Origin of the sequence: Lutibacter sp. (genome assembly GCF_013041805.1) — a bacterium.
Classification (GTDB): Bacteria; Bacteroidota; Bacteroidia; order Flavobacteriales; family Flavobacteriaceae; genus Lutibacter.
The window spans coordinates 1-15,384 of the sequence record NZ_JABDRI010000018.1 but is presented as its reverse complement, the minus strand read 5'-3'; the positions used below and the strand labels follow the sequence as shown (position 1 = coordinate 15,384).

At 29.7% G+C, this 15,384-nt stretch carries 14 protein-coding genes and 1 tRNA gene; 5 read left to right on the top strand and 10 right to left on the bottom strand.

Features of this window, described 5'->3' with window-relative positions; all coding sequences use genetic code 11:
• Nucleotides 1-130: 130 nt before the first annotated feature.
• On the bottom strand, nt 131-400 hold the full coding sequence (rpsO, locus tag HKP59_RS02035; protein ID WP_291803006.1) for a 30S ribosomal protein S15: 270 nt from the start codon (nt 398-400) through the stop codon (nt 131-133).
• Between the two features lie 205 nt (nt 401-605).
• Here rpsO and HKP59_RS02030 point away from each other — a divergent pair, with 205 nt between their 5' ends.
• On the top strand, nt 606-1,454 hold the full coding sequence (locus HKP59_RS02030; RefSeq protein WP_291803004.1) for a hypothetical protein: 849 nt from the start codon (nt 606-608) through the stop codon (nt 1,452-1,454).
• Between the two features lie 46 nt (nt 1,455-1,500).
• Here HKP59_RS02030 and accD read toward each other — a convergent pair whose 3' ends face one another.
• The 3 genes from accD to HKP59_RS02015 all read right to left on the bottom strand — a co-directional run bounded on the left by accD (nt 1,501) and on the right by HKP59_RS02015 (nt 6,118).
• The gene (gene accD, locus HKP59_RS02025) at nt 1,501-2,361 is read right to left on the bottom strand and encodes an acetyl-CoA carboxylase, carboxyltransferase subunit beta (protein WP_291803002.1); all 861 of its coding nucleotides are present in this window, start codon (nt 2,359-2,361) and stop codon (nt 1,501-1,503) included.
• A 107-nt stretch (nt 2,362-2,468) separates the two neighbouring features.
• Nucleotides 2,469-3,536, bottom strand: a complete 1,068-nt coding sequence (gene fbaA, locus HKP59_RS02020; RefSeq protein ID WP_291802999.1) for a class II fructose-bisphosphate aldolase — start codon at nt 3,534-3,536, stop codon at nt 2,469-2,471.
• A 113-nt stretch (nt 3,537-3,649) separates the two neighbouring features.
• Entirely contained in the window at nt 3,650-6,118 is a 2,469-nt protein-coding gene (locus HKP59_RS02015; protein WP_291802997.1) for a BamA/TamA family outer membrane protein, read from the bottom strand.
• A gap of 78 nt (nt 6,119-6,196) precedes the next feature.
• Here HKP59_RS02015 and HKP59_RS02010 point away from each other — a divergent pair, with 78 nt between their 5' ends.
• Nucleotides 6,197-6,925, top strand: a complete 729-nt coding sequence (locus tag HKP59_RS02010) for an RNA methyltransferase (protein ID WP_291802996.1) — start codon at nt 6,197-6,199, stop codon at nt 6,923-6,925.
• Between the two features lie 7 nt (nt 6,926-6,932).
• Here the strand turns inward: HKP59_RS02010 and HKP59_RS02005 are convergent, their stop codons facing one another.
• From HKP59_RS02005 to HKP59_RS01985, 5 genes are all read right to left on the bottom strand, one after another.
• Entirely contained in the window at nt 6,933-7,646 is a 714-nt protein-coding gene (locus HKP59_RS02005; RefSeq protein ID WP_291802994.1) for a porin family protein, read from the bottom strand.
• Nucleotides 7,647-7,649: 3 nt separating this feature from the next.
• A complete protein-coding gene (gene ubiE, locus HKP59_RS02000; protein ID WP_291802992.1) occupies nt 7,650-8,378 on the bottom strand; it encodes a bifunctional demethylmenaquinone methyltransferase/2-methoxy-6-polyprenyl-1,4-benzoquinol methylase UbiE in 729 nt (242 codons plus the stop codon).
• A 6-nt stretch (nt 8,379-8,384) separates the two neighbouring features.
• A complete protein-coding gene (locus tag HKP59_RS01995) occupies nt 8,385-9,284 on the bottom strand; it encodes a NifU family protein (protein WP_291802990.1) in 900 nt (299 codons plus the stop codon).
• 106 nt (nt 9,285-9,390) lie between these two features.
• Nucleotides 9,391-10,743 (bottom strand): outer membrane protein transport protein, encoded by a 1,353-nt coding sequence (locus HKP59_RS01990; protein ID WP_291802988.1) that lies wholly within the window; start codon nt 10,741-10,743, stop codon nt 9,391-9,393.
• A 10-nt stretch (nt 10,744-10,753) separates the two neighbouring features.
• The gene (locus tag HKP59_RS01985) at nt 10,754-11,929 is read right to left on the bottom strand and encodes a hypothetical protein (protein WP_291802986.1); all 1,176 of its coding nucleotides are present in this window, start codon (nt 11,927-11,929) and stop codon (nt 10,754-10,756) included.
• 105 nt (nt 11,930-12,034) lie between these two features.
• Here HKP59_RS01985 and proS point away from each other — a divergent pair, with 105 nt between their 5' ends.
• The 3 genes from proS (at nt 12,035) to rpsT (ending at nt 13,945) form a co-directional block, all read left to right on the top strand.
• Nucleotides 12,035-13,510, top strand: coding sequence for a proline--tRNA ligase (proS, locus tag HKP59_RS01980; RefSeq protein ID WP_291802984.1), 1,476 nt, complete (start codon nt 12,035-12,037; stop codon nt 13,508-13,510).
• Between the two features lie 86 nt (nt 13,511-13,596).
• Nucleotides 13,597-13,668 (top strand) — tRNA-Glu (locus HKP59_RS01975).
• A gap of 25 nt (nt 13,669-13,693) precedes the next feature.
• Nucleotides 13,694-13,945 carry a 30S ribosomal protein S20 gene (rpsT, locus tag HKP59_RS01970; RefSeq protein WP_291802982.1) on the top strand — a complete coding sequence of 84 codons (252 nt, stop codon included), beginning with the start codon at nt 13,694-13,696 and terminating at the stop codon, nt 13,943-13,945.
• A 75-nt stretch (nt 13,946-14,020) separates the two neighbouring features.
• On the opposite strand, the gene rodA is transcribed toward rpsT, so the two are convergent.
• Entirely contained in the window at nt 14,021-15,298 is a 1,278-nt protein-coding gene (gene rodA, locus HKP59_RS01965; protein ID WP_291802980.1) for a rod shape-determining protein RodA, read from the bottom strand.
• Between the last annotated feature and the right edge of the window lie 86 nt (nt 15,299-15,384).

Below are 15,384 nucleotides of genomic sequence, written 5' to 3'. Positions count from 1 at the left end.
GTTTTAATTTAATTAAACAATTTGGTTTGTTGTTGTGTTGTATATGAACCAATGAAAAGTTTAATATATGCTTTTTTAAAGGGGTTTTAATTTAAAAAAAAAGAGGCAATAGTTGCCTCTTTTTGTGAAATTATTTTCTTAAACCTAATTCTTTAATAATTTCACGATACCTTACAATATCGTTTTTAATTAGGTAGTCAAGTAAATTTCTTCTTTTACCTACTAATTTAACTAATGAACGCTCAGTATTATAATCTTTACGATTATTTTTTAAGTGTTCAGTTAAATGGTTAATTCTGAAAGTAAATAATGCAATTTGACCTTCGGTTGAACCTGTGTTTGTTGCATTTTCGCCATGTTTAGCAAAAATTTCTGCTTTTTTTTCTTTTGTTAAGTACATGCTAACATTAATTTTTATTAATAATTTTTATGTATAATTGCTTAAAAGTAAGCAATCAGGCCGCAAATATACTATTATTATTTTGATTAACAATTAACAGCCTTATCATCTTAAAATATTCATCAAATTAAACCTTTTCAAATTAGTAAGGTCTTAGATATATTAAAAGTTAATTTTTTGTTAAACCAATTTAAATAGTAAACGTATGAAAATTTTAAATCCAAAACTGTTAATTGTTTTTGTTATTAGCGGTTTCTTTTTAGTAAGTTGTAATAAAAGTGATACTGTTGATTTGAGCGAGCCAATTACTGCAAACGAAGCAAATCTTCTTGCGGAGTTAGATGATGTGACTGATGAGGTCAGTAATATAATTGATGATTTTCTAATTGAAAATGAAGATTTTTCTAAAAGTTCTGATACTGAAGGAAAGATAGAAGATTTATTACCTTGTGTTATAAAAACTATTGTATTAACTACCACAACAAAAGAAGTGACATTAGATTTTGGTGAAGGTTGCGAATTGCCAAGTGGAAATGTTTTAAGTGGAAAAATTTTAATGAGTTATGCAATTGATTCAAACGTAAACTCATTAACGGTTATCCATGCTTATGAAAACTTTTATTTTAATGAGATAAGTGTTGAAGGTATTAATTCAATTGTTAGGATCCGAGAAAATAATCAAGGAAATCCACAATCTTCTATAACATTCGGAACAACTTTAACTTGGCCTGATGGAGTTTATGCCTCTAGAGAAGGTGTAAAAGTTAGAGAATGGGTAGAAGGTGCTGATACACGACCTTTTGGAGATAATGTATTTTTAATTACTGGTAGTTGGTCAGCAACTTTTAGAGATGGTACTAATGTTTCTTCAAAAGTTTTGGAGCCTTTACGAAGAGAGATGGCTTGTAGATTTATGGTGAGTGGTTTAGTAGAATTAGAAAAGAATGATAGAAAAGGAACTTTAAATTTTGGGGATGGAACATGCGATAATATCGCAATTTTCACTAATAGTGAAGGTGTAGAAACTGAAATCACTTTGAGAAGAGGTATGTGAAAACACATTTTAAATAAAAAAGCGAGCTGTAAATAGCTCGCTTTTTTTATTTTCTAATTGGTAAATTTTGAATTAAATCTATATATAAATTTACTTGTTTTTTTAAATTTTTGCGTTCCACAATTTTGTCTAAAAAACCATGTTCCAATACAAATTCTGAACGTTGAAATCCAGGAGGTAATTCTTTACCCGTAGTATCTTTTACAACTCTTGGTCCTGCGAATGCTACTAATGCATTAGGTTCTGCAATATTAATATCACCTAGCATAGCGTACGATGCTGTAGTTCCCCCAGTTGTTGGATCTGTACATAAAGAAATATAAGGAATATTAACCTCTGCAAGTTGTGCTAACTTAGCAGATGTTTTTACCAATTGCATTAATGATATTGCGGCTTCCATCATTCTAGCTCCTCCAGATTTTGAAATCATTAAAAAAGGAATCTTATGTTTTATAGAATAGTCGATTGCTCGAGCAATTTTTTCTCCTACAACACTTCCCATAGAGCCTCCAATAAAACTAAAATCCATGGCTGCGATTACTAAATCTTTACCTAACGATTTACCAACGGCTGTTCTTACAGCATCTTTTAAGTTCGTTTTTTCGTATGCTTGCTTTAATCGGTCTGTATATTTTTTACTATCAGAAAATTTCAATGGGTCTTTTGACACCATATTCTTATCGAATTCTTTAAATTCATTATTGTCAAATAGAATTTCAAAATATTCGGCGCTACCTATTTTTACGTGATATCCATCTTCTGGACTTACATAGTAGTTTTCTTTTAGTTCTTTAGTATCAATAACTTTACCGCTTGGTGTTTTGTACCATAAGCCTTTTGGTACATCTTTTTTGTCTTCAGTTGGAGTTTGAATTCCTTTATCTTTTCTTTGAAACCAAGATGACATAACTTATTTTGTTTTAGGTTTGAAATTGGAGTGCAAATTACTAAAAAAAATAAAGAGAACACCTAAAAAAATGTTCTCTTTATAAATTTAGCAATTTATAGTATTGATTATAAAGTGTTTATATTATTTAAATCTTCAAAGGCTTTTATTAAACGTGATTTAAAAGTTTGCTCACCTTCACGTAACCATTTTCTTGGATCGTAATATTTTTTATTTGGTTGATCAGCACCATCAGGATTACCAATTTGTGTTTTTAAATAATCAATTTTCCCGGTCATATAATCTCTAATACCTTCAGTAAATGCAAACTGTAAATCAGTATCAATATTCATTTTAATAACTCCATATCCAATTGCTTCTCTAATTTCTTCAAGGGCAGAACCTGAACCACCATGGAATACAAAATCTACAGGATTCTTTTCAGTATTGAATTTATTTTCAATATATTTTTGAGAATTATCTAAAATCTTCGGTGTTAATTTAACATTTCCTGGTTTGTAAACCCCATGCACATTTCCAAAAGATGCTGCGATTGTAAAGCAGTCACTTACTTTTTTAAGCTCTTCATAGGCGTAGGCAACTTCTTCAGGTTGTGTATATAATTTTGACGCATCAACATCAGAATTGTCAACACCATCTTCTTCACCTCCTGTAATTCCTAATTCAATTTCTAAAGTCATTTCGATTTTGCTCATACGCTTTAAATACGTTTTGCAAATTTCAATATTTTCTTCAAGAGATTCTTCAGATAAATCAATCATGTGAGAACTAAAAAGTGGAACACCATTTTCTTTGTAAAATTGTTCTCCTGCATCTAATAACCCATCTATCCAAGGCAATAATTTTTTTGCACAATGATCTGTATGCAAAATTACTGGAACACCATAAGCTTCTGATAAGGTATGAACGTGTTTTGCACCAGCAATGGCACCAGCAATTGCAGCCTTTTGATTTTCGTTAGATAATCCTTTTCCAGCATTGAAATGAGCACCTCCATTAGAAAATTGAATGATAACGGGTGCATTTAGTTCTTTTGCAGTTTCTAAAACTGAATTTATTGTGTTTGAACCTGTAACGTTTACTGCAGGTAAAGCGAAATTTTTAGCCTTTGCTAATTTGAAAATTTCTTGAACATTTTTTCCTGTCGCTACTCCTGGTTTAATTGTATGACTCATAATATTTTATGTGTAATTAGTATTGATATTTTTGATTTTAGCAAAATTAATGAATAATAATTTTTAAAAGGTAATTTAAAAAGAAAAATACGCGAAATCGTAATAGTTTAAACTTAAAACGGATAGCTTATACCAAAATTATATACAGTTTTTTGGAAGTTGTAATTGTTAAACCACTTATTTTGATTGGATAGATATGGTTCATACGTTTTAAAACCTAAATCTAAACGTAACAAAATAAAACTTAAATCGTATCTGATTCCAAATCCTGAACCAATGGCAATATCTTTTAGTGAATTAAAACCATTAAATTTTGCTTCAGAGGTTGTGATAGCAGAATTTGTAATATCCCAAATGTTTCCTGCATCAACGAATAATGCACCTTTTATGCTGTTAATTATTTTAAATCGATATTCTAAGCTACTTATAAACTTTAAATTCCCCACGTTAAATTCTAAACCGCTTTGAGTTGATCCGGGACCTAAATCGTATATTTTCCAAGCGCGTAAATCATTAGGTCCTCCTACAAAATAACTTCTATTAAATGGTATTGTGCTTGAATTTCCATAAGGAATTGCAACTCCTAAAAAACTTCTAAATGCAAGTACATTTTCTAAAGATAAATTCCAAAACTTTTTATATTCAAAATCTGTTTTTAAATATTGTGCAATTGGTGTTTTAAGTAATGTTTTTACATTGTTAGCGTCTTTTTGACTTGTTAATAATGTTGTTAAGTTACCAGAAGAAACAAGACGAGCTCGAAAAAATGAAAAGTCAATATCTTTATAGTTTTTACTATTATTATAAGTAAATGTATAGGACACTGATGGAACAAAAACATCTTCAGTGATAATATTAAACCTATTTTTCACATTCTGCGCAACTTTAAATTCTAATGGGTTTGTTGCTTCAAAACTAGAATTGATATTGGTATTAATAAATTCAATAGCGTTTGTTGTTGTTATGGTTTCATTGAAATAGGTGTCTGCAATATTTTGTATTTGGGTAAATTCAGAATTATAAATAGTAAAATAGGAGCTTACATTTAAATTTTGGATAAACTGTGCGTTTAACAATTGAAAACTATGTTTTTTAGTAATAGAGGATTCCCACGTATAATCAATTATTCCAGTAAATTTTTGATTGTCTAAACCAATATTTTTTTGCAAACTAGTACCTATTGTAAATGTTGTTTTGGGAGATTTTCTTTTAGATATAATTTTATCAGTCTTAAAAGGTAATAAAAATCGAGGAAGCTCTAATGAAACATCTCCACCAATCTCCCAAGCATTTAGTAATCTTTCGTTATCAGCAGCATCTTTCGAATCTAAAAAGGAGCCTTGAACTGAAAATTTCAGAATTTCAGCACCTTTAAAAATATTTCTATTGGAAAAAGATAATTTTCCTGATATTCCAAGTTGACGGATATTTGAATGTGTTAATTCAGTATTAAACCCTAAGGAATATTTTTTAAGAGGCGTTAAATAAATGGAAGCATCAAGCATATCATTTTCTAATTCGGTATATTTTATATCAACCGATCTAAAATTTGATAAGCCTCTCAAGTTTTTACGAGTTAATTCTCGAGTTTCATCTTTATAAATTGAGTTTGGCTCAATAAATATTGAATTCAATAATAATTTAGGATTATATTTTATCTCATTATAGGCCATAAAAGAAAATCCATTATAATTTAGACTGTCTTTTACCGGGTCATCTTTTTTATTATACGAAAAGTCAGTGTAAATTTTAATGTTCTTAATTTTTTGAACTTTAAAAGGAACATTACCAATACTATCATTAATAATAAGATCAACATTTGCAGTATAGTCTAAGGTGTCTACTTCAAATGTAATAGCATTTTTATTAAATCTAAAAACTCCAGAATTTCTAAATAATTTAGAAATTCTATTTTGTTCATTTATAAAAGAAGATAATTTAAATTGATTTCCTTTTTTAATAAAAGAATTGATGAGATTCGCATTGTAAATAGAATCTAAAATAGAGGCTTTAATAGTAGTTGAGACACTGTCTAAAGTATAGGGCTCATCAGTCTTTATCAAGTAATTTATTTCACTTTTTTTATTTTTTAATTGATTTTCTTCAAATGAGACATTTACTTTAAAAAAACCTTCATTTAAATAATGCTTTGTTAAATTTTCAACGGTTTGTTTTGATTTTTTTTCATCTAAAATAACTGGAGATTCACCATTATTAAGATACCATTGATGCGTTTTATACTTAAAGTTTCTAATTCCTTTGGCTTGTTTTTCTGAAAAAACTCCAGCGGTAAATTTATACCAGTTAGGATTTTCTAGTTTCCATTTGTCAAAATCAGTTTCAAAATTTTTGTTACCAATATTATAAAAGTGGAGAGGGAAGGGTACCCCAAGGACTAATTGATTTGGACGTTGAACAATATAATCATTAATTTCATCATCAACATTTTTTTTGTCATTTACATAAACAGTGTTTTTGGTGAGTAAGGATTTATTTTCTGGGACATACTTAATAGAATTACACGATGAAAAACTATAAGATATTCCTAAGAATAGAATTAATATTATAATATTGTTTTTCAATAAATAAGAGTTTAAATTTGTTTCAAAAGTAAGCCTTTTAAAGGTTTTACCAAATTACAATTTTTTATAATTAAAAATATGAGTTTAAGTAAAAATCAGTTAAAACTAATAACGAGTTTACAGCAAAAAAAGTACCGCCTAAAAAATAATTTATTTATTGCTGAAGGAACAAAGGTTGTGAATGAATTTTTAAACTCAATTTTTGAATTGGATCAGTTGTTTTGTGTTGACAATTCAAACTATTTACATATTGAAAATGTCACTAAAATTTCAGAAGCTGAACTAAAAAAAATTAGTACCTACAAATCTCCAAATAATGTAGTTGGTTTGTTTAAAATTCCAGCGGTAGAAAGTATTAAAAGTGAAGGATTAATTCTTGCATTGGATGATATTAACGACCCTGGAAATTTGGGAACTATTATACGTTTATGTGATTGGTTTGGGATAGATCAACTTATTTGCTCAGCTAATACTGTAGACTGTTATAATTCAAAAGTGGTGCAAGCAACTATGGGGTCTTTAGCTCGGGTTTCAATCTTATATGTCGATTTGGAGATATATTTAAATAAAATGAATTTACCTAAATATGCAACATTGTTAGAGGGTGAAAATGTATATAAAACAAGTTTGCCAAGTAATGCAATTTTAGTGATGGGTAATGAAGCTAATGGAATAAGCTCAGAAATTTTAAAATACCTAACTAATTCAATTTCAATCCCAAGATTTGGAGAGAATCAACAAACTGAAAGTCTAAATGTTGCTACAGCAACAGCTATCTTATTAAGTGAGTTTAAAAGAGGAATGTAATATTCTTTTAATGAAACGCAAATTTTATAAAAATACCTCTAGTTCCAAAAAAATCTATGGGTCCAGTCCAAGGACTATTAGGGTCAATATTTCCATTAGGGTCAACATCTCTAACGAGTTCATTATTTATAGCGAAAACACCTCTTATTGAAGGAGAAAAAATAAAATAGGGTAAATATAAATCAACACCCACACCAATTTCATAAGTAAAATTGTTTTTTGTCATCCTAAATTCCCCATCTAAATTATCATTAGGATTGTCTTGGTTACTTGAAAAATTAAAATCATAGGAAGCGCCACCAATTACATAGGGCCTCATATTATTTAGTCTATCTGCACTAAATTTCAACAATAAAGGTATCCTTAAATAAGTACCATTAACTTCTCTTGTTTTAACATATTCTGATCCCTCAATATGCATAAATTCAAGCAATTTTGTATTACTAGACAGTCCAGGTTCTAAACGCAAATTAATATTTTTATGTAACCTTAAATCACCAATTAAACCAACTTCAAAACCACTTGTGCTAGTAACGTTTACATATGTGTCTGGTTCAGTATATGATATTTTAAAACTTTTTTGATTTAATCCTAAATAATAACCCCAAAAAACAACTTGTTTATCCCAGTTTTGTTTATATGAAACAATATCTCTTTTTTGCGCAGTACTATTATTTACAATAAATAAAATTAAAATAACCGTTACAAAATTTCTTTTCATAAATTACTTTTTTGCGATATAAATAGACGCAACCCCAAAGGTTTGAGGTTTGTTTTCAATAGCTATAAACCCAATTTTTTGTAAAATATTGTTGAAAGTCTCTCCATAAGGAAAAGCAGCTGCCGAATCGGAGAGATATTTATAAGCAGATTTGTCTTTTGAAAATACTTTGCCAATAAGTGGTAAAATGTTTTTTGAATAGAATTTATAACCTTGTTTATAAGGCGTTTTGGTGGGTATTGATGTTTCTAATACAGCAAAAGTGCCTCCGGGTTTTAAAACTCTAAATATTTCAGCTAAGCCTTTTTCTAAATTCTCAAAATTACGAACACCAAAGGCTACTGTAATAGCATCGAACGTATTATCTTCAAAAGGCATTTTTTCTGAATCTCCATAAACCATTTCAATGGTGTTGCTTAAGTTTAATTTTTCAATTTTTTCTCTTCCAACATCTAGCATTCCTTTTGAAATATCTAAACCAATAATTTTTGTAGCACTTGTTTCAGCTAAATTAATTGCTAAATCACCCGTTCCAGTTGCAATGTCTAAGATTGACTTTGGATGAGTATCTCCAATAATTTTTACAACTTTTTTTCGCCATTTTACATCAATACCAAAAGAAATTACACGATTTAAGCCGTCATATTCCTTAGAAATAGTGTCAAACATTTTTGATACCTGTTCTTTCTTTCCTAACTCGGAATTTTTATAAGGTTTTACTTTTTTGCTCATATATTTTTACAAATTAATAGCTACAACTTGACTTATTTTACCTGGGATTAATTGTTTTAACATATTTTCAATGCCATTTTTTAAAGTAACTGTAGACGAAGGACATCCACTACAAGCTCCTTGTAAGATCACATTTACTGTTTGTGTTGTTTCATCATAAGATTGAAATGCTATATTGCCACCATCAGCTGCCACTGCAGGCTTTACATATTGATCTAACAAATCAATTACTTGTTTAGAAACATCGTCTAGATTAGCTGTTTCACTGGCTGCAGTTTGAGAATTCTTCTCTTGTTTATAATTTTCATTTATAATTTTTCCACCATTTGCTATGTATTCTCTAATGAAGCTTCGAAGTTCAACGGTAATTTCTCCCCAATCAATAGCTTCGGTTTTTGATACGGAAACATAGTTTTCAGAAATAAAAACTTCTTTAACGTACTTGAAATCAAACAAATTAAGAGCTAAAGGAGAATTTTTAGCTTCTTCTTTATTCTTGAATTCAAAATCGGTTTCAACTAAATTTTTATTAGCAACAAATTTTAAAACTGAAGGATTTGGAGTAGACTCAGCATAAACTTCAACAGGTATTTTTTGTTGAGGAGAGTTAGTTTCTTCTAAAACTAAAACACCAGGATTATTAAGGTAATGTTCAATTTGCTCTTTTACTTCCTCTTGTACATCATTCCATTCAACTATATCAAACTTTTCAACTGCAATAAAGTTTGCAGAAATAAAAACACGTTTTATAAAAGGTAAATGAAATAGTTGTTGAGCTAAAGGAGAGTTTTTAGCTTCATCAATAGTATTAAATTCATAACTCCCACTTATTAAAACAGTGTTAGCAGTAAATTTTATGATTGATTCAGATGTTGTTTTTTCTATTTTTAAAGTAATTTTTTCCATTTTTTTAGTTATTTGTGCAAAAGTACTAAAACATACTTTATGATTTGAGTTGAAAAATAAAAAACGCCTCAATTTTGAGGCGTTCATATATTTTTATTTATAACTACTAGATATTTAATATTAAAGTTGCCGTAAATAAGGATTGATCAAAATTTAATTTGGTGCTATTAATTTGATTGTATTGAGGATAAAAATTATAACTAGAAGTGTTGCTAGATTTTTGATAAGAGACATCAAATTTTCCTGCTCTGAATTTATAACCAGCACCCAATGAAAATCCTTCTAAGTTGTCAGAGTCTAATGCATCTTTAAATGGACTTTTTTCGATATGATAACCACCTCTTAGTGATAGGTTGTCGAAACGCCATTCTGTTCCTAAGCGCAATTGTCCAGTGCTTTCTAAATCATTATTAAAAGCAATATTCTCTTGTGAAAAATTTGAGTTACTTAACTTAATATTACTGTAATTTTTATAAATGTAGTCAAGGCTAATTAGTCCTTGTTTTTCAAAAATAAATGCAAAACTTCCAGTTAATTTACTTGGTGTTCTTAATTCATAATCAAAACCATTAATTCCTGAATAGGTATCGCCTATTGAGAATTCATTGGTGATATTTAAGTCATTTTCAAAGATAGTTACGTCGAATTCAATAAATTCTTCCGAAAGAGTATACCATACAGGAGATTGGTATGCTAACCCAAACCTAATATTGTCTGTTGGTTTTGAAATAAAACCTAAAGAAAAGGAATAGCCATCTCCATAGGTTAGTAATTCTTGTGTTTGAGAAACATCAAAAATGTTTCCATTTCCATCACTATTATATTCATCAATTAGAGAACTTTGATAGAATTCTAAATCATAAGTATTGATAGATAGACCTACATATAAATCATTGTCATACTGAGAAGCAAAAGTGAATGAGTACTTATTATTTCGTCCATCAGTATAATTTTCAGCATATTGCCCATCAGAATTTCCATAAATAACAGGATCACTATCATAAAAATCTGTAATAGGAGCATAGCCGCTATTTCCACTAGCGAACCAAAAATTCTCAAAATCATTTGCTATACTATAGTTAAAGCCTATGGCAAAATTTGTCCAATTGGAATTTTGATGTGTGTTAAAAACAAAAACACCACCTGCTTGTGAAAGGTTTGAATAGTCATTTTCTACAAGTTCATTTGTATTATAAAAATTTGAAGTAGTCTCAATATTTCGAATATTTAAGGATACTGCAAATTCACTTTTCAAAAATACAGCCGCACCAGCTGGGTTTGTATCAACCGATGATAAATCTCCACCGAGTGCTCCAAAAGCTCCACTCATTGCATTATATCGTGCAGTACCATTAATAGATTCTTTTGAGAACAAAGTACCTAAATCATTATAGCTTAAAGTTTGTGCACTAGAAATATATGCAACGCATAGCATTGCTATAAAATATAATTTTTTCATAATATGTTGTTTAATTGCGTTTTGAACTTCTATTTGATGATGATGATCTAGAGGAAGATCTAGAAGTACTAGATCTAGATGAATTTGAGCTAGAAGAACTACTTTGTCGTACGCTAGAGTTATTCCTAGAACTCGAACTTCTTACACTACTAGTGTTTCCAGATGAATTATTGTTAGAACTAGATCGGTTGTAATTTACTCTAGGTGTTTGACTTGAAGCATAACGAGGAGATCTAATTCTAGATTCATTATATGCTGAATTTCTAATAGTTCTTGTTCTTGTTGAAGAACTTCTAACATTTGAACTTCGAGTAGACGAAGAGTTAATTCTAGTAGGCTGTCTATAGGTTCTAGTGCTCGAGTTTCTGGTAGAATTATTAATTCTTCTGGTTGAAGAATTCAAATCTCTATTAGTTCTAGTGTTTGTGTTTGAGATATTTCTTCTGTTAGTTGTTAGGTTATTAGATCTTCTCGAGTTTGTAGCATACGAATTTCTTTTCCCATATGAATCATACCTATTAAATCTATTCAATCCAAAATTAGAATTTGAATAGAAATTGTTAAAAGGATAATAACCTCCCCAGTAAGGATTGTAAAATCCATTGAAACCAAATCCATTGAAACCAAATCTATTAAAGAAAGGATCCCCGTAAAAACCAAATCTATTGAAACCAAAACCATTAAAGAAAGGATCCCCATAAAAACCAAATCTATTGAAACCAAATCCATTGAAACCAAATCTACTGAAACTAAAACCATTAAAGAAAGGATCCCCGTAAAAACCATTCCCATAAAAGAATGGATCGAAAAATCCATTATTAAATGTAATCGTTACATCATTAGTATATTCCCATGGACCATTGTAATTATCACTATATATGCTGTCATTTTCATAAGTGCCATCATCATAATAATATTCATCTATATTTGTAAAGGTGTCTTCGTTACGAATGTTCTGAAGATCTTCTAACTGACGCGAAAAATAATTTTTATCAAATGTTGAGTTATTTTCAACAATTACAACATTGTCTCGGTCCTGATTATTTCTTTGACTTGAGGCATAAATTCCATCATCATCATAATTATAAGCACTTTGATATGTCCCACAAGAAAATAAACTAACAGCAAATACATATAAAATGCTTCGTTGTAAGTTTTTTACATTAATAATTTTTGAAACTTCCATAATCAGTTGTAAATTTTATTGTTGAACAATCTAAAAATAACTAGTTTTGTCGAAAATAGTATTTTTATTATAAAAATATGCAATATTTATGCCAAACCTTTAATTATGAGTAAGAAATTAACAAAGAGAGATGAAGACTATTCTAAGTGGTATAATGAATTAGTTGTAAAGGCAGATTTAGCAGAAAATTCAGGAGTAAGAGGTTGTATGGTTATTAAACCATATGGCTATGCAATTTGGGAAAAAATGCAAGCAGAGCTAGATAGAAAGTTTAAAGAAACTGGTCATGAGAATGCATATTTTCCCCTTTTTATTCCAAAATCATATTTAAGTAAAGAGGCGGCACATGTTGAAGGATTTGCTAAAGAATGTGCTGTGGTTACGCATTATAGACTAAAAAATGCTGAAGACGGTAGTGGTGTTATAGTTGATCCTGATGCGAAATTAGAAGAAGAATTAATAGTTCGACCTACTTCTGAAACTATTATTTGGGATACATATAGAAAATGGATTGAATCATACAGAGATTTACCTTTATTGATAAATCAATGGGCAAATGTTGTTCGGTGGGAAATGCGTACTAGACTATTTTTAAGAACTGCAGAATTTTTATGGCAAGAAGGTCATACGGCTCATGCTACTAAAAAAGAAGCTGTTGAAGAAGCAGAATTAATTTTAGATGTATACGCAAATTTTGCTGAAAATTACATGGCAATGCCTGTTATTAAAGGGTTGAAAACTGAAAGTGAGCGCTTCGCTGGTGCGGTAGAAACATATTGTATTGAAGGTTTAATGCAAGATGGAAAAGCTTTGCAAGCTGGGACTTCGCACTTTTTAGGTCAGAATTTTGCGAAAGCATTTGATGTCCAATTTACTTCTAAAGAAGGTAAAAGAGAACATGTTTGGGCAACTTCTTGGGGAGTTTCAACTCGATTAATGGGGGCGTTAATTATGACACACTCAGATGATTTAGGATTAGTTCTTCCTCCAAATTTAGCTCCAATTCAGGTTGTAATAATTCCTATTCATAGAAATGATGAACAATTAGATGCTATTTCAAAAAAAGTTAATGTCATAGTTAAAGAGTTACGTAAGAAAGGTGTTTCAGTGAAATTTGATAATAGAACAACCTATAAGCCAGGTTGGAAATTTGCAGAGTATGAATTAAAGGGTGTACCTCTAAGAATTGCTATGGGTCCAAGAGATCTAGAACAAGGAACTCTTGAAATTGCACGAAGAGATACATTAGAAAAGAATAGTATTTCTCAAAATGATGTTGTTTCCTATGTTGAAACTACCTTGGCAGAAATTCAAAATAATTTATTTAATAAAGCTTTAGATTACAGAGATAATCATATTACTGAAGTCAATACATTTGAAGAATTTAAAACTATTTTAGATGAAAAAGCTGGTTTTGTTTCAGCGCATTGGGATGGAACAACAGAGACCGAAGATAAAATTAAAGATTTAACTAAGGCTACCATAAGATGTATACCTTTGAACAATAAATTGGAAGAAGGAAAGTGTATATATTCAGGTAAAAAGTCGACTCAAAGAGTATTATTTGCAAAAGCTTATTAATTTTTTAAAAAAAGTTTTGCAGATAAGAAAATAGTTGTATTTTTGCATCCGCAATGACGGAATAATGTCAAGGCAAAAACAAAAATGGTCCGTTCGTCTAGGGGTTAGGACGCCAGGTTTTCATCCTGGTAACAGGGGTTCGATTCCCCTACGGACTACAAGAAATTAATTAAAAAATTAAAAATGGCAAATCATAAGTCAGCATTAAAAAGAATTAGAAGTAGTCGCGTAAAGCAATTAAGAAATAAATATCAGCACAAAACAACACGTAATGCTGTTAGAGATTTGCGTGCTACTACTGAGAAAAAGGAAGCTGAGGAATTATTTCCAAAAGTTGTTGCTATGCTTGATAAATTGGCTAAGAAAAACATTATCCATAAAAATAAAGCAAGTAACTTAAAATCTAAATTATCGAAGTACGTAGCTGCTCTTTAATTTTTATTTACTATAATATTTAAAGAAACATCCTTATTTAGGATGTTTTTTTGTTTTAAAATAAAATCATTGTTTTTACCATTCGTTTGAACGATTAGCATCTAACCGTATAAATATAAATAGTAATACAGTAAATCCCCAAAGGGCTGATCCACCATAGCTAAAAAAGGGAAGTGGAATGCCAATAGTAGGTAATAAACCTAATACCATACCTATATTAATAGCAAAATGAGTAAAGAATATTGCAGTAATGCTGTAGCCATAGACTCTACTGAATTTAGTTTTTTGCCTTTCAGCGATATGAATTATTCGCAATAGAAATAAAATAAATATCACTACTACTATTGAGCTACCAATAAAGCCCCATTCCTCTCCAACTGTAGTAAATATATAGTCTGTTTGTTGCTCAGGAACAAAATCACCTTGAGTTCGTTCTCCCTCTAGAAATCCTTTTCCAGTAATACCTCCAGATGCAATTGTTGTTACGGATTGGTTTGTATTGTATCCAATACTTTTAATATCCTTTGTTTTACCGAGTAATATATCAAATCGGTCTCTATGTCTTTGTTCAAAAACTTTATTAAATACAAAGTCAACACTCGTTATAAAAAGGAAAGAAATTAAATAAATTCCAAGTATTCTAATCCAACCTTTTTTTAATGCCTTTTTCCTGTAAAAATTGAAGTATAAAAGAATTATAATAAGAAAGGCAAAAGAACCTAAAATTACATTTACATAGCCAAAATAAAGTGTTACAATAAATAAGAATATTGCAACAAACCCAATTGTTATATAATATATAGGTAAACCCTCTCTATATAAAACAAAAATAAAGGCAGTATACACTAATGCTGATCCCGGATCTGGTTGTAAAGTAATTAAGATAGCTGGGAAAAATAAAATCAGGAAAGATTGTATTTGAGTATTCCATTTCTTTAAGTTAAATTGTTTATCACTTACTAGTTTTGCGATTGCTAAAGCGGTTGCCGCTTTTACAAATTCTGAAGGCTGTAAACTAAATCCTCCAAAATCATACCACGAAGTTGCCCCATTAATATTTTTCCCAATTATAAAAAGCCCAACTAATGATGATAACCCAACCAAATAAATTAGTGAGGCGTATTTTTCATAAAATTTAGCATCAAAAAATAATATTAAAATAATAATGGGAAAACTAAGTCCAATCCAAATTAATTGCTTTCCATATTCCGTTGAAAAATTTATTAAATTAACAGCTTCTTCATTAACAGTAGCTGAGTATATATTATTCCATCCGAAGAAAATTAACACGAAATAGAGGAGTATAAGTAGCCAATCTATTCCAAAAAAAATATTTTTCTTTCTAATCCTCAATTTTTTTTGTTTCGTTTAGTTGTTTGTCATATTCATCTTGTAAACTTCCATTTAACCTGCGCTGTTCTTCCCTAGATCTAGTTGTT